This window comes from Candidatus Eisenbacteria bacterium, from assembly GCA_035712145.1.
Taxonomy (GTDB): domain Bacteria; phylum Eisenbacteria; class RBG-16-71-46; order RBG-16-71-46; family RBG-16-71-46; genus DASTBI01.
Genome location: DASTBI010000184.1, coordinates 1 through 25662, shown reverse-complemented (window position 1 = coordinate 25662; position 25662 = coordinate 1). Strand labels below are relative to the sequence as shown.

Genomic DNA, 25662 nt, shown 5'->3' with positions numbered 1-25662 from the left:
CTTCGAAATGCGCGCGCTCCCGGAACGTGGCGGGCGTCGTGGCGCCGATCGTGTCGGTGAGAGCGCCCGACTCCGACAAGATCCGCCGGGGTGAGCCCGGCACGGGATCATCGGCGGTGGCGATCGTGAGGTAGTAGTAGTTGCGGGTCTCGTAGGGATGATTCAGAAACGAGGTGTCCGGTTGTGCCGGGTCCTGAGGCCCGGCGTAGAGGTCGGTCCAGCCGCTGGCGCCGAGCGCGTAGAAATAGAAGTAGTCCCGGTCGTTGTTGTCGAACTCGCCGTTCCCATCGTCCACCCGGCCGATCGCCACCTCCCGGTAATCGCACGAGTCGCAGTAGCTGTCCTCGGGAAGGACCGGCGTGCCCGGCCAGACGAAGAGCCTCAGGCTGTCGAAGAGCACCGCGTCGTTGCCATCGAAGAGGTCGCTGTTCCGGAGCTGCCCGAAGTAGACGCGATAGAATCCGGCCTGCGGGATCGCGATCTTCACCCACTTGCGTCCCGCGAAGATGCTGGTGTCGGGCACGTCCTGCGCGGCCAGAACGGAAGAGGTCCCGGCCCCCCGGCCTGCCGCGGGACGGCGCCATGCACGGCCCTGCACCTCGTTGACCAGCACTCCCGCGTAGACCGACTGGAAGGGGTCGTGAGCCGGAGCGATCGTCGCGGCTGCCGGGATCGATGCCTCATCGAACCGCACCTCGACTTCGACCCGCCGGTGGACCCCGAGGCGCCGCGCGCGCGCATCGTACTGCGCCGGCTGGATCAGCACGCGCGCCACGCGCTGGTCGCGCATCCACGACACGTCGATCAGGCTCGCGACCGGGGGTGACACGGAAGCCGCGAGGGCAGCCGGTGTCTCCGGGGCGGCGGGCTTCGTCTTGTTGTCGTTGCGGGGCTTCCACTCGATCGCCGCCAGGCGAACGTCTTCGCGCCATTCGGTTGCGGAGCCGGTCCCACTCACCGACACCGCCGAGGTCGGCGGGACCGCGACCATGATCACGCGCGCCGGAAGCGCAGGCTCCCCGGGACGCCCGTCCATATCGAATCCGGGCACGCTGACTTGCTGAGATCCGCCGGGCGCCGCGTCGAGGACCGGCTTGCCGACGTCGACGGTGAAGCGCACCACCCCGGCGCCCGCCTGCAGCAGCGTCACATCCTCGAGAGCCATGGCCGTGTCCGGCCACGCCGAGCCCAGCAGGCATGCCCCGAACAGGGCGCGCCGAACCAGCGAGAGGATGGCGGTGAAGCGAGGGGTCAAATGGGTGAGCTCAGAACTTCTCGGCCTTGTCGACCAGCATCACCGGGATGTCGTCCACCACCTTGTAGCGAAGCCGGCAGCGCGAACAGGTCAGCGTCTGCGCCGCGGCATCGTATTCGAGGTCGCCTTTGCAGGCTGGACAGACCAGGATACTGAGGAGATCGGGACTCAACGGCATGCGTTCCTCCGCTCGAGAGCGCACGAATCGTTCAGCGGTAACGCGTCACAAGGACCGAGTCGCGACTCCTTTCGAAAGGCGGGCAGGAAGTCTAGCAACCGGTTTTCGAGAGGGTCAAACCGGTTCGTGGAAGACTCCCATGGCGCGGTACTTCCGGAGCCGGCGTTCGACCAGCTCCTTCCCGGATACCCCGCGGAGGCCCGAAAGGTGCCCACGAAGCGTTTCCGCCAGGGTCCGCGCCGCCGCCTCAGGATCCCTGTGCGCGCCTCCGAGCGGCTCGGCCATCACGCCGTCCACCACCTGGAGCCGGACCAGGTCCTCGGCGGTCAGCTTGAGGGCGTCGGCCGCCAGCGCGCTCTTCTTGCCATCTCGCCAGAGAATCGAGGCGCAGCCTTCGGGAGAGATGACCGAGTACACGGAGTTCTCGAACATGACCACCACGTCGGCGACCGCAATCGCCAGCGCCCCGCCCGAGCCACCCTCGCCGATCACCGCGGTCACGATCGGAGTTTCGAGGCGCGCCATCTCGCGCAGATTGACCGCGATGGCCTCCGCCTGCCCGCGCTCCTCGGCGCCGAGTCCCGGGTACGCCCCCGGCGTATCCACCAGCGTCACGATCGGCACGTGGAAGCGCTCCGCGGTCTGCATGAGGCGGAGCGCCTTGCGATAGCCCTCGGGGTTGGGCATGCCGAAGCGCCGAAGGAGGTTCTCCTTGGTGTCGCGACCCTTCTGCTGCCCGATCACCATGACCGGGGACGTGTCGAGGAAGGCGAGGCCACCGAGGATCGCCGGATCGTCGGCGAAGTGGCGGTCGCCATGGAGCTCGGTCCACTCGGTGAGGATGCGCTCGATGTAATCGAGCGCGTAAGGCCGCTTGGGGTGGCGCGCGAGCTGCACACGCTGAATGGGCGTCAGACTCGAATAGACCTGGCGCCGTAGCTCGTCGGCTTTCCGCTCGAGATCTTCCAGCTCGCCGCGGGCGTCGAGTCCTCGAGCCGCCGCATGATCGCGCAGCTCCTGGATCTTCTGCTCCAGCTCGAGCACCGGCTTCTCGAAGTCGAGCCAGGTGGTCATGGCACCGCCTTCCCCCATCGCGCGCGCAACGCCGGATATCGCTCCTTGAGGCTCCCGATCAGGCCGTCGTGCTCCGACACACGATAACGCTTGGAGCGCATGGCCACACGCGAATGGTCCGGACTCACGATGTGAAGGTACACCTCCGCATCCCCCGGAAACGACGACAGGACCTGGTCGATGTTCACCAGGCATTCCTCCGAGAGCTGCTCGGCCTTGAGCTCGACATGGAGGCATCGGCGGTACGTGCGCTGCGCCTCCTCGTACTCACGGATCTCCGACAGCAGGAGGCGGTGCCGCTCCTCGCGCACCTCGACTCTTCCCGTGGCCACTACGATGTGATCCACCACCAGCGAGGTCTTGGACTGCTCGTAGGTCTCGGGGAACACCGTGCACTCGACGCGTCCGCTGAGATCTTCGAGCGTCACGATCGCCATCGGCTTGCCGGCCCGGGTCATGAGCCGTTTGACCTCGCTGATGAGCGCGCCCACCCGCACCTCGGCGCCCTCTTCCAGGTTCACGAGGTCGGCGACCGTGGTCGTCGCGATCTTCGACAGCGCTTCCTGCAAGGGCTCGAGCGGGTGCTCGGAGAAGAAGAACCCGAGAACCTCCTTCTCCCGCTGGCTGCGCTCGCGCATCGTCCACGCCGGCACCTCGGGCAGCGGCGGCTCGACGACGGCCACGGACTCCACGCCACTGTCCTCGCCGAACAGCGACGACTGCCCACTCAGGCGGTCGCGCTGGAGCGCGCTGGCGCGCTCGAGCACGGTGTCGACGAAGGCGAAGAGCTGGCCGCGTTCGCCGCCGAGCGTGTCGCACGCGCCCGCGGCGACCAGGCTCTCGAGGACTCTCCGGTTCATCGCCCGGTTGTCGAGCCGGTTGGCCAGGTCGAACAAGCTCTCGAACGGAGCGCCGGCACGCGCCTCGACCAGACTCTCGGCGGCGGCCTGTCCAACGTTGCGCACGGCTCCGAGTCCGTAACGGATGCGCCCATCCTCGAGCGTGAATTTCCACTGCGAGCGGTTGACGTCGGGCGGCAGGATGTCGAGCCCGATCCGGCGCACCTCGTCGATCAGCGTCACGATGCGCGCGCTGTCGTTCATTTCACTGGTGAGTGTGGCAGCCATGAACTCGGCGGGATAGTTGGCCTTGAAGTACGCGCATTGATACGCGAGCAGCGCGTAGGCCGCGCTGTGCGAGTTGTGGACGATGAGTCCGTTGGCGACGAAGTTGTGATCGTGTTCGACGGTGAGGTCGTAGGTTTCCTGGATTCCGCGAGGTTCGAGGGACTCGACTTCGTCCCAGAAGACGTCCGAGGCCCCGATCTCCTGCAGGCGCTCCGAACACAGGAATGTGCCCAGTCGGCGGAGTGTCGAGCGGCGAAAACCCCGCTTGGCGAAGGAGCCATTCCCGCAGAACTCCTTCATCGAGACACCGGAACCTTGTTCGAGCTGCTTCCACGTCAGCCCGCGCTCGCGACGCTTCTCATCCACCCATCTCCGAACTGATGGTGGCACCGTGTCCACGCTCGTCAGGCCGCGTCGAGTCTTCTCCAAATGAGTGCGGAGGAAGTCGCGCGCCGAGTCCCGTCCAATGAGATGGGGTCCGATCCTCTCGAGGAACGTCCCAGCCGTCCCTTCACCCAGGAGATGGACGGTGTAGCCCGGCCGTACTCGCGAGCGGTACTTGAACCACTTGTGCTTGAACCGGCTCGGCATTCCGAGGCGAAGCAGCGCGAGCTGAACGTCACGGGCCAGCCTTGGTGAAGAAGTGGCGTAGTAGGGAACTCGACCCGTGGCATTCGCGACGAAGCCGTCACCTGACCACAGCCGCCCGAGGAAGAGCTCGAGATCCTGGTCGGGAAGCGTGAAGACTCCGGCGGGGAAATGCTTCTCGGTAGCTTTGAGCCCAAGAATGCCGAGGCCTTCCGCCCACGAGTAAGCGCCTGATCTCCTCGGGAGGACTTCTGCATCACGCGCCAGGTTCCCGTCGATCCATTCGGAAGCATTCCAGGGCTTATCGCCTTTCTTGAAACGAGCATTCCGACCAGTGCTCACGCAGACCTCGTACCTCGGTCCGCGCTGATAGACCCTGGCGGTCGAGTGCGGGAAGCGCTGGACCGCTTCGACGAAATCATCGATGGCGGTCTTGTCGTTGTTGTAGAAGTAGAGACACGTCGGATGGCAGGTATTGCCTTCGGCGATCAACCCAGCGAGCGTCACGATTTCATGGCGAGGCCAGCCCCGATTGGACTCGACCCCGAGCCGTCTGGGCGCGGCGATTCGATCGCCGGCCTGTAGATCCTCGAGATTCTTCCAGCCTTCGAGCACTCTGAACGGGTGGTTTCCGGTGGCGACGATGGTCCGCCCTCGCGCCGTCGTGAGCTTGAAGACTGGGTGGGATCCCTGCGCCACGACGTCTGTGACTTCGCGGCTTCTCAGCCTCCAGTCTTCACCCAGGGCGTGGATCGAGAACGGCCGTCTCCTTCTGTAGAGATCGGCCACTGTCGTCATCTCGCCGGTGCATGCGTTCATGACCCGCGTCTCGCCCGCCACGCACTTATTGAAGCCGTAGCCCGCGAACTTTTCCATGGTGGCGAAGATCTTCTCGGCCTTCGCGGGAGTCAGCTTCTTGCGCTTCGCGCCTTCGATGAACTGGTTTCGCTTGCCCTCCATCTCCGCCGCGATCTTCTTTCCCATCGCGCGGCGCAGCTCATCGGCTTGCGCCATGGAGAAGCCGGCCAGCGCATTGGCCGCTTGCATCACCTGTTCCTGATACACGAACACGCCGTAGGTATCCTTCAGGATGGGCTCGAGATCGGAGTGCTCGTAACGCACCACCTGGCGTCCGTGCTTGCAGTCGATGAAGTACGGGATGTTCTCCATCGGACCCGGGCGGTAGAGCGCGTTCATCGCCACCAGGTCCTCGAATACCGTGGGCTTCAGCTTGCGCAGGTAGTCGCGCATTCCGCTCGACTCGAACTGGAAGATCGCCACCGTCTCGGCGTCCTGGAAGATCTTGTACGCGGCAGGATTGTCCAGCGTCAGCGTTTCGAGGTCGACCGAGACGCCGTGGTGCTCCTTGACCAGCCGCACCGACTCGTCGAGCACCGACAACGTTCGCAGTCCGAGGAAGTCCATCTTGAGGAGCCCGGCCTTCTCCACCGACTTCATGTCCCACTGGGTGGTGACCGAGTCGTCCTTTTGCCGGTAGAGCGGGACGTAATCGAGCAGCGGGCCGGGCGTGATCAGCACTCCCGCCGCATGCGTGGAGGCGTGTCGCGCCAGCCCCTCGAGCACCCGCGCGTCGCGCAACAGCCGCGCGAACTGCGGGCCGCGGCGGGGCAGCTCCTTCAAGTCCGGTGACAGCTCGAGCGCGCGCTCGAGCGTCATGCCCAGGCCATCGGGGACGAGCTTGGCGATCTTGTCGGTGTCGGAGAACGACAGCCCGAGAGCGCGACCCACGTCCCGCACCACGCCCTTCGCGCCCATCGTGCCGAAGGTGATGATCTGGGTGACGTTGTCCTCGCCGTACTTCTCCTTCACGTATTCGATCACTTCGCCGCGCCGCAAGTCGTCGAAGTCGATGTCGATGTCGGGCATCGTCACGCGCTCGGGATTGAGGAAGCGCTCGAAGATGAGCCCGTGCCGCAGCGGATCGATGTCGGTGATCTTGAGCACATAGGCCACCAGCGAGCCCGCCACCGAGCCGCGCCCCGGGCCAACGCCGATGCCCTTCTTGCGCGCGTAGTGGATGAAGTCGCGGACGATCAGGAAGTACGAGGCAAAGCCCATGCGGCAGATGACGTCCAGCTCGTACTCGACGCGATGGCGAATGGTCTCGGTGACGTCGGCGTAACGCTCCTTCACGGCCGACCACGTCAGCTCGCGCAGGTGGGCCTCGGCGCTCTCCGCGCCAGGCGGCAGCGGAAAGGCCGGCAGCAGCGGCTTGCCGAACTGGAGCTGGAGGTTGCAGCGCTCCGCCACCGCCAGCGTGTTGCGCAGCGCCTCGGGAAAGTCGCCGAACACCGCTTTCATCTCGCTGGCCGACTTGAAGAAGACCTGGTCGGTCTCGTAGCGCATCCGGTTGGGGTCGTCGACGTTCTTGCCCGTCTGGATGCAGAGGAGCACATCGTGAGCTCCGGCATCCTGGTGCCGGAGGTAATGGCAGTCGTTGGTCGCCACCAGCGGCAGACCGGTGCGCTGCGCCAGCGCGACCATGCGGGCGCGGATCTTGGCTTCGATCTCGAGCCCGTGGTTCTGGATCTCGAGGAAGTAGTTGTCGGCGCCGAACATGTCGCGATAGATCATCGCGGTCTGGTAGGCGCGCTCCTCGTTGTTCTCGAGCAGGTCGGTGGCGATCTCGCCTTTGGGGCACGCCGACAGGGCGATCAGGCCTTCGGCGTAACGGGCGAGAATCTCGTGATCGACCCGCGGCTTGTAGTAGAAACCCTCGAGATAGGCGAGGGACGAGAGCTTCATCAAGTTGTGGAACCCGGCCTCGTCCTTGGCGAGCAGCACCAGGTGATGCGCCGTGTCCTTGATGCGGTCCTGACGCTTGCCGCGGGTGACGTAGGCCTCCATCCCGACGATGGGCTTGACCCCGGCCTTGCGCGCCTCCTGGTAGAACTCGACCGCGCCGAAGAGCGCGCCATGATCGGTGAGCGCCAGGGCCGGCATCTTGAGCTCGGCGGCGCGCTCGACCATGCGCGAGATGGGATCGGCGCCGTCGAGCAGCGAGTAATCGCTGTGGTTGTGGAGGTGTACGAAGTCGGAATGTTGCATGGCGCGTCCTGCGCGAGGCGAGCGGCGGGTGTCGCGCGCCACGCGGCGGCGACTCGCGGCCTAATCTAGCACAAAGGTTCCTGAGCGGACGGTGGCATTGCCGGCGCGATCCTCGGCGATGACGTCGTACTTGTGAGTGCCTGCCGCCGGTTTCTGGAGCGGCCGCCAGCGGAGCACGTCGGCTTCGGGATCCCACTCCGCAGCGACGCGCTTTCCGTCCACCACCATGTAGCTCGCGCGCCCGTTCATGCCGCTGCCCTTCTCCACGATGCCGGCCTCGACCGCCCAGCGGCTGTAGGGGCCCGTCGTGGCGGTGCGGCGCGGCGCGCGCAGGGTGACGCGGGGACCGAGCGTGTCCTGGAACTCGGCGAACCAGCCGAGACTGCTCGAGGCGAGATCGTAGACACTCCCCTTCTTGTCGTCCCCCACCCACGTCCACTCGTCGCCGTCGTGCCGGTAGACCCCGGAGTGTGGCTTGCCCGAGGCCGGGAGCGTGAGCTGCGCGCGGCCCTTCAGGGGTGTGCGTGGCCACAGCACCGCCAGCAGGGTGCCGTGCGCGAGCTCGGCGCTCGCGGGCGGCAGAGCGAGGCTGGCGGGGCCTGTCTGCAGGAGATACGAAGACGAATCGAAGCGAGCCGAATGCGGCAGCGTCACCATGACGCGGGCACCCTGAGTGCTGGAATACGAGTCCCCGTCGATCACGGACAACCCTTCGCTGGCCAGACCAATGGCGGACGGCCTTCCCGCGAATCGAGTCTTCCACTTGGGAGCGAGGACCGCGGTCCCTCCGGAACGCCCTGGGGAGGTCACGCGGAAGTATCCATAGGGCAGCGCGGCGAATCGATAACCCGCGCCCACTCCTCCCTTGAGGATCTGGTAAGGATCGAGCGTGTCCGGGTCCGATGGTCCGGGCCGGATCACCACCGTCCTCCGCGCCATGTGCCCGGCGACGTCCCGCACCTCCAGCTTCACCGTCAGCGGTGCGTCCCCCGGTCGCACCCGGATGGTGCCCGCCTCCTCGGCGTTCGGCGCGGACGAGCGAATGAACCGCGGACGAAAACCGCGCGACGCCCACAGCACGATGCCCTTGTCACCGGTCACCCGTCCGGCGTCGTAGACGTAGTCCCCTTCGCTCATGTCGGTAGCCCACGAGATCGAGTCCATCCGGCACTCGATCCACTGATCGCCCCACGCCATCCGAGTGACCCATGGCACCATGCGATCCACCCCGCTCCACACGCCGTCGCGCGCAGCGACGAGCGCGCGCACGCGCCCGATCACCCGCAGGGTCTCGGGCTTGGCGCCCAGCGCGCGCGTCACCGGTCCGGCCGAGCGCTCGACGAAGGACGTGTCGTCGAGCGGCTCCAGCGTGATGCTCGCGATGCTCGGCGCGCGCTCGTCCTTCACCGTGAGCCCCGCGAGTTGGGGGTGATAGGCCATGTCGCCGCGACGGATCTCGAAGTGCATGTGCGGACCGCCGGCGCCGCTCTCGCCGGTCCAGGCGATGCGCTGGCCGAGCTTGATGGGGAAGCGCGACGCCTCCGGCCACAGGTCCTGCTCGTACACGCCGGCGGAGTCCTGGACGGCTCGCATGTAGGAAGCCATCGGCTCGGCGAAGGCATCGAGGTGGCCGAATTGCAGCAGCCGCCCGTCCGTCGTGCGGAGATAGATCGATCGGCCGTAGCCGACGCCCGAGGCGCGGATGCGCTCGACATGCCCGGCGAGCGGGGCGAACACCGGCTGCCCCACCTTCTTTCCGGTGCCGAAGTCGAAGCCGGCGTGGAAGTGGCCCTGCCTGTACTCGCCGAATCCGCCCGTGACGGCCAGCGGCGGCGTGAGCGGCGATTTGCCGAGCGGCGCGTCGAATGGCTTGGCCGCCGGCGCAGAAGGCTTCGGAGTCGATGAGGACTTCGCGGGAGGCTTGGCCGGCGTCGCCGCGCTGGCGAGCAGCGCCATCAGCAACAGGGAGATCATGCGGCCCGGTCCTTGGCTCATCGGGAGCGCTCCTTCGCCTCCGTTCGGTCGAATGGGTAACCGGAGAGCGGGCTCAGGGTAGCAGGACTATCCTCGACTGCACACGTTGAGAGCCGCTGATGAGCCTCATCAGGTAGAGGCCTGCCGGCACGCGGCGTCCGTCCTCGTCGTTTCCGTCCCACTGCGCCTTGCCCCCCACGGCCGATCCGAGCTCGAGCGTGCGGATACGGCGGCCGGTCAGATCGAAGATCCGGATCTCCGAAGCACCCGTGGCTCCAGGGCTCGATTGCCAGTAGAGCGAGGCGGGCACGCGGCTCGGGTTGCTCCCCGGCGCCAGCGCGATCCCCGACGTTCGAACCGGTCCGCCCGGATGGGTCTGAGCATCGACCACGTTCGAGATCAGGGAGGGGAACGCCGAATCGTTGTAGGCCTTCAACGCGAACCAGTACCGCGTCGCCGGTGTCAGGAAGCGAAAGAAGTAGGTCTCGGTCCCGCCGGCGTCGACGGTGGGTGGAACGTTCCGGCTGTAGGCTGCCTGGTTGAAGTTGCTGTCGTCGATCGGAGCGGTCGAGGCACGCACGACGTAGAGATCGGGGCGCCCCACGCTCCCGCTGGCCCCGGTCGCCGTCCACGCCATCGTCACCGAGGTGTCGGTGACTGCGGTGATCCTCAGATCCGTGACCGCCGCCGGAGAGACGATCTGCAGCGACACGGAATCCACGTTCGACATCGCGCCGGCGTTTCCACCGTCGTCCACCACACGAAGCGCGAAGTAGTAGGTGAATCCCTCCGGCAAGCCCACGACGTCGACGCTGTCGCGCGCGCCTGGAGCCGATGGGCGCGTCGAGGGCGCGTGGCTCGCCGTCGCGAAGGCGGCCTCGGTGAGCGGCGCCGTCGATCGGCGGATGTCGTAGCCTCGCGCCCGGCCCGCCGCGCCATCGTCTCCGCTCGCGGTCCACCGCAGACGCACGGTGTTGGAGCCGACGATGGTGGCGGTGAGATCGGTGACCGCGCCGGGAGCGACCAGATCCACGATCGGAACGCCGAGCCGATCGCGCGCCGAGCCGGTGCGCTGGAAGTCTCCGCGGTAGGTCGGCCACGGCTGGGCCGCGCTCGACGCGCTCCCTGCGCCGGCGTCGTAGCTGAACAGCAGGCGATCGATGGCGCTGCCGGCGAGGACCTCGGTGGTTCCGTCGTCATCGAGGTCGATCAGCGTCGGAAAGGTCCCGCCCGTACCCGGTTTCGGAAAGCCCCACAAGCGAGCCGCGGAGCTGGAGAGTCCGATCACGCCGCTGCCGAGCGGCACCATCAGCTCCGGCGCGCCTCCTCCGGTGAGGTGCCCGAGCACGACCGAGCCCATCGGAGCGGAAGGAAGGCTGGCCGGCCAGCCGAGACTGCTGAGACTGGCTCCGGTCGAATCGCGCACTTCCACCGTGAACGGGGCGGATCCAGCGATGACGAGGTCGTCCACTCCGTTCATGTCGACGTCGCCCACCGCCACCTCGCCGCGATTCGGCAGCGGCGCGGCCAGCGTCACCGGGAATCCCGGACGCTCGTTGCCGTCGTAACCGAGCGCGTGGAGGTTGTCGTCTTCGGCGAACACCACCGCCGGAGCGCCCGCCACGTTCGCGAACACGGGTGGAGAAGGGATTCCGGGATAGTTCAGAGGTCCGACCACCACGTTCCCCTGGGCGTCGATCACGCTGACCGTTCCATCCTCGGTCGCGGCCGCGATGCGGGGCTGCAGATCATGCGAGACGGCGAGTGGCCGGGTTCCGCCCGGGTTGCTCGAGACTTGAACCGGGAATCCCGTCACCGGGTCGCCATTGACGTGCCAGGCCCATACGCGTCCATCGTCGGAGCCGGCCAGAACCTCGGGCGGACCATCGCCATCCAGGTCCCACACCACCGTGCCTCCACGCATGGAGGTACTTGCCGCGAACTTGGGCCACTGAGGGAGCGGTGAGCCGTCATCGCGGTAGCCTGCGACCCGTCCCGTGGTCAGCCCGACGAAGATGCCCATCCCCTGTCCGATGGGTCCCACCGCCGGGCTCGCCACCGGCGCGAACGGCAGCGTCACCTTCCATAGCGTGTCGAGCGAGGCGCCGTCGAGCAGGAGCAAGGAGCGGTCGTCACAGGCCACCACCACACGCGGCTCGCCGCTCGCGGTGCGGAAGACTGCGGCCGCTCCCACCACCTTGCCGCTCAGCGGCAGGGCTCGAGAAACCCAGGTCTCGTTCAGCGCGCGCGCGGCGTTGAGGCGGCCGGCGCCGTAGAGGCCGTCGAGTCCAGGGTTCTCCGTGCGGATGTCGTCCGCGGTGTCGAACAGGCGCAGCAGGACGCTCAGCGGATCCAGCCGTGGCTGGCCGGTTTGAATCTGCCGCGCCTGGAGCAAGGCCGCGGCGCCGGCCACCAGCGGAGCCGAGAAGGAAGTGCCACTCGGCGTGGCATAGGAGCCCTGACGCTGGGCAATGCTGTCGACCGTCGAAGGACGAGGAGCGAGCCAGGTGGTCGCGATCGCCTGCCCCGGCGCGGCCAGGTCGACCTGAGGACCGCGATTCGAGAACCCGGACAGCGCATCGCCCGGGCTGACGGACGCCACCGAGATCACCTCGCGGCGGGTCGCGATGTAGTTCGACTGGCCGTTGTTTCCCGCGGAGGTCACGATCGTGACTCCGGCGGCGGTGGCGGCGTCGATCGCGGCGTCGAGTCCGGCATCGTTGAGGCTGCCGAAGGAGCAATTGATGACGTCGACCTTCATGCGCGCGGCGTAGTGGATGGCGGCGGCGACGAAATCCATGCGGACTTCTCCGTTACCCAACGTCGAGCCGGAGTAAGCCCAGCCAATGCGCAGCGGCATGATGCGGACGTTCCAGCTCGTGCCGGTGATGCCGATCGAATTGTTGGTGAGCGCTCCGACCACCCCCGCGACGGCGGTGCCATGCGCCACGAAGTCGCTCGGGTCGTTGTCCTCGTCCCGCCAGTCCTCACCCGCGACGACGCTGGGCGATGCGAGGTTCACGAAGTCCCAGCCGTGCACGTCGTCGATCTTGCCGTTGGCATCGTCGTCGACTCCGGCCACTCCCGCCGCCTCGACCCAGTTGGTGTAGATCTGCCCGGGCAGTCCCTCCACGCTTCCGCCGAGATCGGGGTGGTAGGCCAGCACCCCGGTATCGAGGATGCCGACCACGACCGAGGTGTCCCCCGTGGTCAGGTCCCAGGCCTCCGGCGCGTGAATGTCCCGGCGCGATGGCTGCTGGTAAAACCAGGAGGAGTTGGACCATAGCGAGTCGTTGGGCACGGCCTTCGGCGCCGAAAGGGGCATGATGGCGACCGGCTCGGCCCGGACCACCCCCGGCAGACCGCTCAGGCGGTCGAGCACGCGTTCCAGGTCCAGCCCGGGAGGAAGGTGGCCGATATAAAAGGCGGTGAGGTCGGGGCCCGGCGAATCGGCGGCCGGCGGGCGTTCTCCATGGAACAAAGGAGAGAACCGCACGCCGCCGAGCTCCAAGGCCGCTCGATCGAGCGCGGGCACGCCGATGCGGCTGCGAATGGCGGGCGATCGATCGTGAAGCCAGGCGGCGCGCGCTTCCGCAGGCGCGAGCTGGATCTCGACGACTTCTCCGGCATAGGCCGGAGCCGCGACATGGGCTCCGTGAGCTCGAACCGGAAATTGGAGTGGCTTACGAGCGGCCGCTGCCGGGCCGGCAGGGACCAGAAGCAACGAGAGAACGAGGGCGTGGAGGCGCATGAGAGAGGCAAAACGACCGGCTTCCCCGGCGTTCAGGGAGTCCGGTCGTGGCGACGAGTTTAGGGAGCGGTTTCGCGGCAGGTCAAGTGCCCGCGTGGCTTGACTCGACCTTCCACGGGTAGCAGACTCGCGACGCTCGTTGACGCTTCTCGCGCAACACATCACCTCCGAGGGAATATGGACCAGGCACAGCGCGACCAGCTCCGGCAGATGCTCCTCGATCGCTCCATGCGTTTCGGCGAGTTCGTGCTCAGCTCGGGCGCCACTTCCAACTACTACATCGATGTCCGCAAGACGAGCCTCCATCCGCAAGGCTTGAGGCTCATTTCTCAGCTCTTCTACGAGCTGATCCAGAACGAAGACGTCACCGCGGTCGGCGGTCTCACGCTGGGCGCGGATCCGCTCGTCAGCGGCCTCATGCTCCACGCGGCCGAGAAAGGCCGGCCGCTCGAGGGATTCCTGGTGCGCAGGACCAGCAAGGATCACGGCCTGCGCGGCCAGGTCGAAGGCAACCTCGCGGGACACAAGCGAGTCATCATTCTCGACGACGTGATCACGAGTGGTGAGAGCTCGTTGATCGCGGCCGAGGCGGCCGAGTCGTACAAAGCCGACGTGGTGCGCATTCTGGCTGTGGTCGATCGCGAGCAGGGCGCCACGCAGATCTTCCAGCAGCGCGGCTATCCTTTTTCGTCGCTCTTCTCGATCGGAGAGCTGCTGCCGGCGGAGAAATGAGCCAAGGAACCGGATCGGAACGCGAGCGCGACGACGACATCGTCCTGCCTTCGTGGATCGACGCTGCGATCACTCGCAGCAGAGGCGAGGACGAGCCGCTCGAGTCCGACGCGTCGGCTGAACCCCTGCCCGAGGACGCCGTCGAGCCCATGCCCGACGAGGTTCCCTTCGACGAGCAACCGACGGCCGAATACCCGCGCCCGGTGGAGCCGTTTCCGACGTTCCTCGACCGGCGCGGCTCGATGGAGCACGCGAACGAACGCGTCGCGAACGAGCCGGATTGGGGCGCCGGCGATACCGATCAGACTCAGGAGATGTACCGGCCCGCCGACATGGACCAGACGCAGGAGATGTTGCGGCCGGAGTCGGGAATCGAGGAGCTCGTGCCGCAATCGCCGCCACAGGAAAGACAGCCCAACGCGGTCGACTTCCTGCAGCGTCGCGTCGCAGAAGAATTCGATACCAAGCGGGCGTCGATCGTTTCGGAGGCGATGACCGAGGATCCCGTTCCGGGGTCGGAGCCGATTCCCCTTCCCGTAGTTCCTCCCCGCCATCGCGCGCCTTCGGGTCCGTGGCTGATGGCGGCGCTTTTCTTCGCCGCCGCGGCATTGGTGCTGGCGGTTCTCATCTGGCTTCGTCCGCTGCCGCAGTAGTCCGGCAGTTTTCCTCTTTGACGCGAAGCCGTCGCCGCCACTAGGTTCACCGACCGCTCTTCGGCGTCCCCATCGTCTAGAGGCCTAGGACACCGCCCTTTCACGGCGGCGACACGAGTTCGAATCTCGTTGGGGACGCCACACTCGAGATGCGAACATCGGCTCCCGGCTTGATCGAAGCCGAGCTCTGAGGAAAGTGCTCCTTTTGAGGTGATCAGGCGCGACTGGCGCCGGCAGACCTTACCGACTCGAGACGATCACCACGTCATACTCCGTTCCTGGCGGCTGGCCGGGACCGAAGGGCGGCGGCAGGCCCAGGTCGAACCGCGCGTTGACGAGCGCCAGTCTCCCACCCACCTTCCCCACCGTCGTGGGCACTCGGAACAGCGGGGACGTGATCGTCGCCGTGATCTCGCCGCTCGAAAACCCTGGACTCAGGGTCACGCGGATGACCCGATTGGCGAAATTCTCGACGATCCAGAGCGACCGCCCTTCGAGCAGCATACCGTCCATGACGTTGGGCGCGAGGCCCTCTACCTCGATGGGCGCGCTGGCGCCGGTCACCGGATCCACGGTGAAGAGAGCGCCGAGGGCCGTGTGATTCACGATCAACCGATTGTGGGTCGCCTCGATTCCGTTGAGGTTCGGCGCGCCCGCGATGACGGTCGCCGCGGGCCCCGTGATCGCGAGAGTGCTACCGGTGCCGAGTTCGCCGCCGGGCCCGATCGGAATCCTGTACAGCACGGGCTGGAAACTGTCCGTGAAGTACGCCGCGTCACGGGTGACGATCACGTCGTTCAGCAGCGTCGAGCCCGGCGTCCCGAACTGAACCTCACGGATGAAATCTCCCGTGCGAGCGTCGTACACGAAGGCCTTCCCGGTCGGACCACCTGCGACGAAGAGCAGACCCTGGCTCACCTTCATCCCCACCGAGACTTGCCCCGGAAGGGCGTCCACCAGGATGTCGCCCTCGCCGGTTCGCACATCGCCGCGATAGATGTCGCCCGTCTTGAGCGAGCCGACATAGAAGATTCCGCCGGGGGTGGTGGCGATTCCTTCGGGCACGAAGTCGACCGGAAGTGGGATCGACTCCAGAAACGTCGCGGCCGCGCCCGTCACCACACTTGTGACGACATCGCGAGTGTCGCGAACCTCAGGAGCGATCGAGCGGGACGGAGAGCAGCCGAGGACGACGGTACAAATCAGGCCGGCGATGGCCCGCGCGAAGAGAGGGGAAAAGCGAAGCACACGGACCTCCTTGGATGAATAGCAAGTGAACTCTGGTCTGTGCTGTGGGCCTGGACAATTCATACCGCTCTGAGTGCTTCGCGCAAGAGCGGAATAATGCGACGAGGACCGCGTAGAAGACCTAAACTCCCCAGAAAGGATGCTTCCAATCCCAAGGGGGAGTCTAGACGATCAACGCACCGATGAGGGTTGCCCCTTAGGCCACACCGGGGATTGCGGCGTGGCGCAGGTTATCCATGCGCTGCAACCATTCCGCGATCTGGTTCCAACTCGGCATCGTTGGGGACGCCAGTCTGCGAGATTTCACTTCCTGCGAGCGTCAGGCTCCTCTGTATCCTTCTCCGCCGGAACTCGCCATCCCAGCTCAACGCTCTCCGGAGCTCCGGCGTATCCCGGTTCAAAATCCCGGAGTGTCCACCGGAATACGCGACCGGTTCGACGGGCCTCCGGGTCAGTACCGTTGACCCACTCGATCGGGATTCCTTCTAGGATTGCCGTAATGCTGGCCGACCCGATCGTCCCTTTCCAACTGGCACCGGTCCAGAGGATGTACCGGAAGAACCGGTATCCCGCAATCGAATCCGCTTCGGCCTCAGGCGCCATTGGATGCCAGGATGGCGACACGGCATAGTGATTTCGGATGCGCCGCACTGCTCCCGCCGGAAAGTCAACGCGCTTCGTCCACCACGAGCCGACCAAAGAGTGAACGACGTCGGCGTCGGGCAGCCTTTCACACACGACCTCTTCGCCATCCACCCAGCTCCGGAACCCCTCGATTTCGTACTCCTCGCCCCCGCCCATGTACGGCCCCACGGCCCCGTCCGGGAACCCAATGAGCACGGTGTCGATGGCGCCTTCGTTTTTCATCACAAACTCGCAGTCAACCTCAACGATGCCGGGCCTGATTCGGGCTTTCACTGTCTCGGAGACCATGCGGATACTTGAATGCGTCTTCATCAAACGCACGGCTCCGCCCACCGTCTCGACGCTGCCATCGTCGCAACGTGCGGTGATCGCGTCCGCAGCGATCCCACCGAGCACCATGGATACCGCCACCATGGCGCGTATCAGACTCGGGCGGGAAGTGCTCATGCGCAGGATGGTACGGCGGCACCTGCGGCGCGCCTATCCGGCGCGTCCTTCGGGACGATAAGAAGGCCCGAAACCACCACCGCTCTTCATCCAACTGGCCCCGGAGCCAGTTAACCGAGTAGCGGTTATCTATGCGGTTTTCAGGCCGCCGTGCAACGACTCAACGGCCAGGAGCCAGGCGACCGCAGGGCTCGAACCGACTCCCGTTGGGGACGCCCCCTTTCCCGCGCCAACGTGCCGTACCTCGTTCGTTCCAAGACTAGTCGAGAGCGGAGTGAGCACGTCGTACGAACCAGGCGGATGCCGCCCGGAAGACTCCGCCAATCACTCAAGACCTCGATGCCGGCGGCCGATCTCTTGTAGCGAGCCGGGGCGTCGCCGCGCGACGGAGCCGGCCTCGTGCGACCCTGCCGTGCACACGAGCAGCGCTCCAACGAGACTATCCAAGCCCGACCGCCCCGGGCCTGCCCCCCGGCATCGAGGTGCTGACAGAGACGGTCACAGACATCCATCTTTTCATCTCACGCGACGGCGCGCTGACCAGGATCGAGGCTCCTTGCCATGAACCCGCTTGACGGCCTGTTTGATCAGGTTCTTGACCTTCCGGACGCCCAGGCCCAGCGGCGCCTTGGCGGCCTGATCGGTCTCGATGACATTCTGTCTCAGCTTCGCAAGCAGGCCACAGTGCTGGTGAATCCGCGCCCCCTCGAGCAGTGGAGTGAGCAATTCCACGGACGTGTGCTGCCCGCGGTGCAACTCGTCTGCCATCGTACGCCACTCATCATCCTGGCTGGAGACGTTGGGACCGGCAAGACGACGCTGGCAGAGACGTTCGCGGACGCGATGGCGCGAAGCGAAAAGATAGCGATTCGGGTGATGCGCCTGTCGCTGCGCACGCGCGGACACGGCGGGACCGGGGAGGCGACGGACAGGATCGGCAAGGCCTTTGATGTGGTGCGCGAGGAAACGCGTATCCATCAAGCGGTGATCCTGGTCATCGACGAAGCCGACGCGCTGGCCCAGTCCCGTGCGCTCAAGGCCATGAATCACGAGGACCGCGCCGGAGTGAACGCGCTGATCCGTGGCCTCGACTCTCTCGTCGCGGCCAAGGCCCGGGTCCTCGCGGTGATGTGCACGAACCGGCTGGGTGCGATCGATCCGGCCGTTCGTCGTCGCGCGGCTGGCCTCTTCATCCTGGAGCGCCCCACCGAGGCACAGCGCCATGCGCTGCTGGCAAACGCCCTCGGGGACGCGTTGAAGGAGGATGAGATCGTCGAAATCGCGCGTCTGACCGGCCCCCGCAACGAGTCCGGCGTCGGTTACACGTGGTCCGATCTATCGGAGAGACTCATCCCCTCCGCCGTACTGGCGGCCTATCCCCACAAGGCGCTCAGTTACGAGCTCCTTCGCGAGCAGCTGGCGCTCACCGCCCCCACCAAACCGTTCACAAGCGAGGACGAGTCGCCAACGCGCTAATGAAGGAACTGACACGCGAGCCACAGACTCCGCGAGCGGACCAGCATCTCGACGTCCATGATGCGAAGAGAGGCCGAATCCGTAGCACATTCAGTAGCCGACCGCTCTAGGCCGTCGTCAGGCTCGCGCGGAACGCCTCAACCGCGTGGAGCCACGCCACCACGGTGTTCGAACCGAATCCAGTTAGGGACGCCAGTCCTGCAATTCTCAAGGGTCCCAGACGAATGTGGCGGTGCGGTCGAGTTGGATGGACTCGCCCTCGATACTCGTTCGGTACATGAATCTCGCGACGACCGTGTAGGTACCGGGGGGCGCGGCATAGGCCTGCGATGGGGAGGCGCCATCGTAGAGCACTCCCGTGAAGCGTCCACCCACTTCGACCTCGGTATTTGGTTCGAACGGGACGGGGCCGCACGGGCAGAGTGGCGGGGGCGACGACGACCGCGGATACAGCGCAACCGGAGCGCCGTCCGGTCCCATTATTCCGAAGTAAATCGCGCCGCACCCACAACCTTCCCATCGCAAGACCTGTGTGTTGCCCGCGTTGACGGCGCGGATGACTATCGAGATCGGTTCCTTCAGTCCTCCCGCTCGCGGCTGAACGTTCAGAAGAAATCGAATATCAGTGGCTGAAGGGCGGGTGGGAGACTTGGCGCATCCAGTGAACATGGTCGCAAGGACCATTGCCACGGCGAGGTATCCGCCACGAGTTTCGGGATACATGGCCAAAGCCTCCGATAACGCGTTCATTTTGCTCTCGCCGCCAGCCTCCAGGCAATGTGGGCCCAGATGTCGAAGCTCAGTCACGGGCCAGCTGCTCCCGGATGGCATCAACCGCCCGAGGCCAGGCGACGGCGCTCGAACGGAGAGAGGTTAGGCCACCACTACTTCGGTCACTCTTTCCCACAGCAACCCCGCGGAAAACCCGCGGTTTTCGCACGCGCGGGACGCTCGAAGATCCTCGAGGTCGGAAGCTCGCAGCGATCGGTTGGAGCCCGACGGCGGAGCGTCTCGTCGCGTATCTCAAATGGAGGACACCATGGGACTCTTGACCTTCAGCATCAACGTCACCCTGGACGGCTGCATCGACCACCAGGAGGGAATCGCCGACGACGAGACACACGCCTTCTTCACCCGCCTCATGGACGAGGGCGGGGCGATGCTGTGGGGCCGCGTCACCTACGAGATGATGGAGAGCTACTGGCCGGCGGTCGCCCGCGGCGACGCGGAGGCGCCGCCGGCGATGCGCGAGTGGGCGGTCAAGCTGGAGGCCAAGCCGAAGTACGTGGTGTCGTCGACGCGAAAGGACTTCCCGTGGACCAACAGCCACCACATCGCCAGCGAACTGCGCACGGGCGTGCAGAAGCTCAAGGACGCGACCCCGGCCGGCGTGCTCCTCGGTAGCGGCAAGCTCGCGACCGAGTTGGACCGGCTGGATCTGATCGACGAGTACAAGTTCCTCGTCCACCCCAGGATCGCCGGCCACGGCCCGACTCTATACCAGAGCGGGCTGCCCAGCGCGCGACGGCTCGAGCTGGTCTCGGCGAAGCCGCTTCGCAGCGGCGCGGTCGCCATGCACTACCGGCGCGCGCGCTGACTCAGAGCAGCCCCATCGCGTCCAGCTCGGAACTCGTCGATGCGCCGATCGGTCTCGAGAAGAGCCGGGTTCCACCCGCGAACTCCGCACCACCGTCCCTCGAACTCCTCGGTCAGCCTTCCTCGGCGGCCCGGTCAACTTCATCATTAGAGTTGCTGTAGGATTCAATTCCACTGGCCGCATTGTCGGCAAATCGGACTGTAACTCTCAATACAGGTCGCTCCCCGAGCCTCGCCCAGCATTTATGACCTGCTCCGCCATCGCCAACCGAGGGCCAACCTGGTCGGGAGCGGAAAGTTGTTCGACGCACTCTCGACAAAAGAGCAAACTATTGCGTCGACCGACGGATAGGAATCGGGCCGCAGCCCCTCATGTCACAACTGATGTAATCTCCCCCGATGTTGCGTGCCACTCTTCCTGGGACTATCATCTCTCACCATGAACCAATACTGGCGCACCTACGGTAGAGCGGCCCTGGCTCTTCTTCTGGTTGCCAGTCTGACGATCATTGTCATTCACTGGCACCGGGATTCCCGAGGGCAGGATTGCGGACTCTGCACTGTGCAGCAGATGCCAACGCTCCAGAGTCCGTCCGGGAATGTTCTCGTCGCTCCAATAACCCGCGAGTGGGCGGGCGTTGATATCCAGCCTGACTCGCTGCATTCCGAGGTTGTTCTTCTCCAGTCCGGCCGCGCTCCACCGCGGATCTTAACCCTCTAGTTCATTCACATCTTCAACACCAAACGATTTCACACGTGGAGGGTGGTCTTTATGAAGACAGACAGACTGGTGTCTGCTGTTGTCCTTCTATTCTTACTGCCATTGTTTGCGGCCGCACAAAGCGGAGGAACCATTGCGGGTTCTGTCAGTCTGAAGTCGAACGGCACGGCGTTGCACAACGCCGCGGTCCGCATCGTTCAGTTGGGAAGAGTAACGGATACCGGCGAAGACGGCACTTACCAGTTCACCGACGTTCCGCCCGGCACTTACGACGTGATCGTCACGATGCCCGCAATGGACGGCGCTTCGCAATCCGTGACCGTTCAGGCGGGAACTCCTGCCGCGGCGAATTTCACCCTGGCGCTGGCGAGCGTTCGTTCCGAAGTAACCGTCACGGCATCCGGTCGCGAGCAACTGACGCTCGATGCGTTTCAGACGGTAACGTCACTCGATGCGCTCGAACTTGCGCAGAGTCCGGCGACCTCCCTCGGGGAAGCTCTGGATGGCCAGCCCGGCGTCGCAAAGCGGAGCTCGGGTCCGGGCTCGTCGCGTCCGGTTGTTCGTGGGTTCGATGGGGATCGCATCCTCGTCCTGCAGGATGGTGCGCCCGCAGGCGGTCTCGGATTCCAGTCCGGCGACCACGCGGAACCGGTGAACACGTCGACGCTCGAGCGCGTTGAGGTTCTAAAAGGGCCCGCTACATTGCTGTACGGAAGCAACGCCATCGGTGGCGTCGTGAACGCGATTTCAGCAGAAACCGATATCCACGAACATCCACATCAGGGTCTGCAAGGTTTTGCCTCCGGCTTTGGAGGCTCAAACAACGACGAAGCCGGCGGCAGCGTTTCATTCGATCTCGGAACCGGCAAGTGGCGCATCTTCGGCAGCGGTGGTGGTCAGCGCGCCGGCGCTTATCACTCTCCTGAAGGAGAGGTGGCCAATACGCAGACCCGCGTTGCCAACGGCCAGTTCGGTGTCGGCAGAGATATGGAGCGCGGATTCTTGAGTGCCGCTGGCGGCTATGATGACGGACTGTATGGCGTTGCGGCATCGGAGTCGGAGATCGATTTCCGCCGCTATAATGCGCGAATGGTCGGCGGCCTGAAGGATATGGGCGGCGCCATCTCCGCGTTTCGCGCTGTCGTGAGTTATACCGATTGGCAACATTCTGAGATCGAGGATGAGACCATAGCCACGACCCTGAGCAACAAACAACTCACGTGGCGCGGCGCGTTTGACCAGAGACAAGGAAGCAAGTGGTCAGGAAGTTTCGGCTTCTCCGGCGTAGCCCGAGGTTACGAAGCCACCGGCGAAGAGGCGCTCACGCCACCCACAGACCAAAACAGTTTCGCCGGCTTTATCCTCGAAGAGATTCAGACGGAGCACGCGCGCTTTCAGCTGGGCGGCCGGCTCGAGCACGTCCGCTACAGTCCCGACACCGGCACCGGCCGGGATTTTACAGGATTATCCGGTGGCGCGGGCGTCCATGTGGGCCTCTGGAAAGACAGCGCCTTTGTGGCAAACTTTACAACCTCGTATCGTGCGCCCGCTTTGGAAGAGCTGTACAACAATGGCCCACATCCGGGTAATCAGGCATTCGAGATCGGTAATGAGAACCTGGAGCGGGAACGGTCGAACGGGATCGATCTTTCCGTGCGGCATCGGAATTCACGCATTCGCGGCGAAGCGAACTTTTTCTATTACAGCATCAGCGACTTCGTGTTTCTGGATCCAACAGGAGAAGTGCAGGACGATCTAAATGTCTACAACTACGCTCAAGCGGATTCGCGATTCGTCGGAACGGAACTGGCTCTCGACGTGGCGCTCCATCCGAGCCTCTGGCTGAACCTGGGCATGGATTATGTTGATGCAAAAATCAAGGAAACCGATGTGGCTTTGCCGAGAATTCCGCCGTTGCGCGGACGCGCGGGGTTCGAGTTCAGGCGCGGCGGTATCAGCATCAGACCCGAAGTCCAGATGACCCAGGACCAGGACAAACTCTCAACATTCGAAACGCGAACGCCGGGTTATGCCGTTTTCAATTTGAAAGCGTCGTATTCGATTGTTCGCCAACATGCGATTCACATGATCTCCGGAAACTTTTTCAACATCGGCGACAGGCTCTATCGAAACCACGTGTCGTTTGTGAAGGATGTGGCTCCGGAAATCGGTCGTGGTGTCAGCTTTGGGTATTCTGTGCGGTTTTTCTGAAACGGCATGCAAGGAGATTGCACTGCGGCGCAAACAAACTGCTGGACGACGGGTCGAGGGGGACAAAGTGGATGTGGGGATGCTTACCGGACTGCGCGAACCGAATGGCGCGCTCGGTCTATCACGGTCACGAGGCAACGAAGAAGTTGAGAGAACTGGTTCGAGCCTACGAAATTCTTCTCGATCGACATGCAGAGGACGATCGTTCTAAAGCGATCCTCCCGGGCCACTAACAGCCCTTCGCAGCCGATATGATCCCCCCACGCCTATCCCCCACGCCTATCTTGACGCACCAGACGTGGTGTCGGAGAATGCTCCCAAGATCCGCATGACGCTGGCTGACGATGGTCGGGATAAGCGCGGGTACCGGTAGTAGAGTCGGGCGGAGCGGCAGGGAATGTCGTATATGGGCTGTTACGATCTGGGCCGCTCAGAAACCGGCAATTTCTCGGACATACAGATCCCTTTGATTGTTGTCGGGTCGGAATGGCGTTCCCGTTCGCGGCACGCCGGTGGAAAGCTGCGAAATAATGTTGATTACCGAAAGAAGTAAACTGAGGGGCCATTATGAGAAATCTGGCTATCGCAATGATCTGGGTGTCGATGTTGTTGTTTATCGTGGCCACGATCCTGGTGATCTCCGGCAAAGAATCGATGATGATCATTAATACTGGCGCAGAAGGATTCTCGCGTGCATCGTCGAATCTTGCATTGATCGCCATTGCATTGGGTGTGTGGTTCAAATCAGTTGATCTTGAGTAAGGAGTATGCGAAATCCAATGCTCCCGGGAGTCGTGCTCTTTTATTCGATGTTGGCCTTGATCCTCGCCGCGTTCTTCATTGTCATCCGCCAGCCCGCCGTGATGGGTGCCGGTGCGGAAGCGCTATCGAACGCATGCGAGAATCTCGCGCTGATCGCGATTGCACTTGGAGTGTTGGCGCAGCGCCGGTAGCGCAGCGGCCAGATATTCCCCGGAATAGGGATTACCCCAGGGAAGCTCGTGTTATCCCCTCGGAACCCGCCATTAGCTTTCCGAGCGTTTCTGCAGCAGGCGTTGAACGAAAGTTTTGAGCGAAACCTCGACGCGGTCGGGAATCTTCACGGCCGTCGCCTCACGCAGAATCCGCGGCGTCGCGCGATACGACGCGACGAACGCGACACAGCGAGCACATCCGGCAACATGTGCCTCGAGCTCAGCGTGCAGGTCCGAGGACAGCACACCTTCCAGATAGTCCATCAGCAGTTCGACGCCAGACAGGCAGGTGATCTCTTTCATGATTTCACCCCCACGAGATCGCTGAGATATCCGCGAAGCATCAAACGCGCGCGGTGTACACGTTGCCGTACCGCCGCCGGCTCGATGTCGAGCGTGCGGGCCACATCAGCCGTGGACATCTCCTCGAGATCCTTCAGCACGAACGCATCCCGATAGATTTCGGGCAGCCGGGCGAGCACTTCGCGAGCCTTGCCCGCCAGGAGCTGTCGGTCCAGCAGTTCGTCGGCGCGTGCGGCGACCTGCAGTTCTGCGGGCGTCGCCGCGTGTTTCCCCTGATCGTCGAATCGAGGCAGGAATGTGTCGAGCGGCTCGGATGGCCGTCGGGAACTCGCACGACGATGCATCAGCGCGGCATTCGTCGCAATGCGGTAGAGCCAGGTGCCGAACTGCGACTCGCCGCGAAATGACGGCAAGTGACGGTAAGCCTGGAGGAATGTTTCCTGAAGCACGTCGGGCGCATCTGTCTCGCTGGTGAGCCGGCACGCCAGACGAAAGATGCGGGCCTGAAACCGTTCGACAATCATTTCGAAGGCTGAGCCATCCCCTGCCGCGGCCTGTGCGGCGAGCATCTCATCGCTCGGTTCAGACGTGGATACATTTGCGCTCACGACACCTATTGACCCTTAATCGCCGCCCTGACCCTGACCGCCAACTCCGGCGTGACCTCCGTAATCATATGGGCAACTGCGGCGTGCGCCGCCACCTTCCTTATCAGTTCTTCCTCGGTCGCGGCGCTGGCGGTGAACGGACAGTCCGGCATAATCGACGCGCAGGCAATATGCTTTGATTGCTTTGATTCTTTATTTTCAGGCATTTTTTCTCTCCTTTCGAAAATGTCGCCCGCACCTTGAGATGCCGCCACCGCGTTTTTGTGACGGGTGAACGCATGTCACGTTCGGCAGTTCTCCGGCATCTGAAGGGCGATGCGCATCGCAGAACTCTGGCGCTACCCGGTGAAATCACTGGCCGGAGAACGGCTCTCAATGGCAGTACTGGGACCAAACGGGATTCCGGGCGATCGCATTGTGCGGGTGCGTGGACCTGAAGGCGTGCGGTCGTCCCGCCGTCAGTATCGGCTCCTCGGCCTGCGCGGGACCCTCGATTTCAACGGCCGCCCACGCATTGCCGGTCACCCGTGGAACAGCCCGGAAGCCCTTGCGCTCGTAAAAAACGCCGCAGGAGCCGATGCGTGGCTGGAAGCGTGGGATGGCCTGGATCGCTTCGACATCCTCCCGCTTCTTGTCGCCACCGACGGCGCGATTGCTGCTTTCGGACGTGATGTTCGCCGTCTTCGCCCGAACATCGTCATCGCAGGGGTCGACGGATTGGCTGAACGGAACTGGCCGGGCGCGCGTCTTCATATCGGCGACGCAATCGTCCGGCTGGACTCACTGCGCGGACGCTGTCACATGACGACCGTCGATCCCGACACGCTCGAGGTCGATCCCCGCGTACTCCGCGACATCGTCCAGCGATTCGACGGGAAACTTGCACTCAACGCCGATGTCGAACGTTCCGGGATCGTCCGGATCGGCGATCCGGTGAGGCTGGTCGAACGAGGTGCCTGACCGTTATTCCCATCTGGATATTCCTGCAGACTGCGAAGACCACGGTCCCCATTGGCCACACGCCGGCTGCGA

General features: G+C 64.5%; 19 protein-coding genes and 1 tRNA gene. 9 read left to right on the top strand and 11 right to left on the bottom strand.

The window, feature by feature from the left end; genetic code table 11:
* The 6 genes from VFQ05_12685 to VFQ05_12660 all read right to left on the bottom strand — a co-directional run.
* Window positions 1–1255: C25 family peptidase propeptide domain-containing protein (locus VFQ05_12685; protein ID HET9327620.1), on the bottom strand; the 1255-nt coding region annotated here is incomplete at its 3' end.
* A 10-nt stretch (window positions 1256–1265) separates the two neighbouring features.
* Window positions 1266–1433 (bottom strand): Trm112 family protein, encoded by a 168-nt coding sequence (locus tag VFQ05_12680; GenBank protein ID HET9327619.1) that lies wholly within the window; start codon window positions 1431–1433, stop codon window positions 1266–1268.
* 114 nt (window positions 1434–1547) lie between these two features.
* The gene (locus VFQ05_12675) at window positions 1548–2507 is read right to left on the bottom strand and encodes an acetyl-CoA carboxylase carboxyltransferase subunit alpha (GenBank protein ID HET9327618.1); all 960 of its coding nucleotides are present in this window, start codon (window positions 2505–2507) and stop codon (window positions 1548–1550) included.
* Window positions 2504–7291 carry a DNA polymerase III subunit alpha gene (gene dnaE / locus VFQ05_12670; GenBank protein ID HET9327617.1) on the bottom strand — a complete coding sequence of 1596 codons (4788 nt, stop codon included), beginning with the start codon at window positions 7289–7291 and terminating at the stop codon, window positions 2504–2506. The genes VFQ05_12675 and dnaE overlap by 4 nt, the downstream gene beginning before the upstream one ends.
* Window positions 7292–7351: 60 nt before the next feature.
* Complete coding sequence (locus VFQ05_12665) at window positions 7352–9286, bottom strand: hypothetical protein (protein ID HET9327616.1); 1935 nt, start codon at window positions 9284–9286, stop codon at window positions 7352–7354.
* Window positions 9287–9338: 52 nt separating this feature from the next.
* Window positions 9339–13016: a S8 family serine peptidase gene (locus VFQ05_12660; GenBank protein ID HET9327615.1), complete on the bottom strand. Its 3678-nt coding sequence runs from the start codon at window positions 13014–13016 to the stop codon at window positions 9339–9341.
* 177 nt (window positions 13017–13193) lie between these two features.
* Between VFQ05_12660 and pyrE the strand changes: the two genes are divergently transcribed.
* From pyrE to VFQ05_12645, 3 genes are all read left to right on the top strand, one after another.
* A complete protein-coding gene (gene pyrE / locus VFQ05_12655) occupies window positions 13194–13748 on the top strand; it encodes an orotate phosphoribosyltransferase (protein ID HET9327614.1) in 555 nt (184 codons plus the stop codon).
* Window positions 13745–14401 (top strand): hypothetical protein, encoded by a 657-nt coding sequence (locus VFQ05_12650; GenBank protein HET9327613.1) that lies wholly within the window; start codon window positions 13745–13747, stop codon window positions 14399–14401. Before pyrE ends, VFQ05_12650 begins: the two co-directional genes overlap by 4 nt.
* A 65-nt stretch (window positions 14402–14466) precedes the next feature.
* Window positions 14467–14542: transfer RNA gene (locus VFQ05_12645), tRNA-Glu, on the top strand.
* 99 nt (window positions 14543–14641) lie between these two features.
* On the opposite strand, the gene VFQ05_12640 is transcribed toward VFQ05_12645, so the two are convergent.
* Both VFQ05_12640 and VFQ05_12635 read right to left on the bottom strand, forming a co-directional pair.
* Window positions 14642–15649, bottom strand: coding sequence for a hypothetical protein (locus tag VFQ05_12640; protein ID HET9327612.1), 1008 nt, complete (start codon window positions 15647–15649; stop codon window positions 14642–14644).
* Between the two features lie 303 nt (window positions 15650–15952).
* Window positions 15953–16708 (bottom strand): hypothetical protein, encoded by a 756-nt coding sequence (locus VFQ05_12635; GenBank protein ID HET9327611.1) that lies wholly within the window; start codon window positions 16706–16708, stop codon window positions 15953–15955.
* A gap of 594 nt (window positions 16709–17302) precedes the next feature.
* Here VFQ05_12635 and VFQ05_12630 point away from each other — a divergent pair.
* The 5 genes from VFQ05_12630 to VFQ05_12610 all read left to right on the top strand — a co-directional run bounded on the left by VFQ05_12630 (window position 17303) and on the right by VFQ05_12610 (window position 23698).
* Entirely contained in the window at window positions 17303–18217 is a 915-nt protein-coding gene (locus VFQ05_12630; GenBank protein ID HET9327610.1) for an AAA family ATPase, read from the top strand.
* Window positions 18218–19256: 1039 nt separating this feature from the next.
* Window positions 19257–19814, top strand: a complete 558-nt coding sequence (locus tag VFQ05_12625) for a dihydrofolate reductase family protein (protein HET9327609.1) — start codon at window positions 19257–19259, stop codon at window positions 19812–19814.
* Between the two features lie 771 nt (window positions 19815–20585).
* On the top strand, window positions 20586–22745 hold the full coding sequence (locus VFQ05_12620; protein HET9327608.1) for a TonB-dependent receptor: 2160 nt from the start codon (window positions 20586–20588) through the stop codon (window positions 22743–22745).
* A 567-nt stretch (window positions 22746–23312) separates the two neighbouring features.
* Window positions 23313–23507 (top strand): hypothetical protein, encoded by a 195-nt coding sequence (locus tag VFQ05_12615; protein ID HET9327607.1) that lies wholly within the window; start codon window positions 23313–23315, stop codon window positions 23505–23507.
* A gap of 32 nt (window positions 23508–23539) precedes the next feature.
* Complete coding sequence (locus tag VFQ05_12610) at window positions 23540–23698, top strand: hypothetical protein (GenBank protein ID HET9327606.1); 159 nt, start codon at window positions 23540–23542, stop codon at window positions 23696–23698.
* A 72-nt stretch (window positions 23699–23770) separates the two neighbouring features.
* On the opposite strand, the gene VFQ05_12605 is transcribed toward VFQ05_12610, so the two are convergent.
* From VFQ05_12605 to VFQ05_12595, 3 genes are read right to left on the bottom strand one after another with little or no spacing between them, the layout of a single operon-like run.
* Window positions 23771–24022: a zf-HC2 domain-containing protein gene (locus VFQ05_12605; protein HET9327605.1), complete on the bottom strand. Its 252-nt coding sequence runs from the start codon at window positions 24020–24022 to the stop codon at window positions 23771–23773.
* Window positions 24019–24591, bottom strand: a complete 573-nt coding sequence (locus VFQ05_12600; GenBank protein HET9327604.1) for a sigma-70 family RNA polymerase sigma factor — start codon at window positions 24589–24591, stop codon at window positions 24019–24021. The genes VFQ05_12605 and VFQ05_12600 overlap by 4 nt, the downstream gene beginning before the upstream one ends.
* Window positions 24592–24635: 44 nt before the next feature.
* Window positions 24636–24884: a DUF1059 domain-containing protein gene (locus tag VFQ05_12595; protein ID HET9327603.1), complete on the bottom strand. Its 249-nt coding sequence runs from the start codon at window positions 24882–24884 to the stop codon at window positions 24636–24638.
* 61 nt (window positions 24885–24945) lie between these two features.
* Between VFQ05_12595 and VFQ05_12590 the strand changes: the two genes are divergently transcribed.
* Complete coding sequence (locus VFQ05_12590; protein HET9327602.1) at window positions 24946–25590, top strand: MOSC N-terminal beta barrel domain-containing protein; 645 nt, start codon at window positions 24946–24948, stop codon at window positions 25588–25590.
* The last annotated feature ends 72 nt before the right edge of the window (window positions 25591–25662 follow it).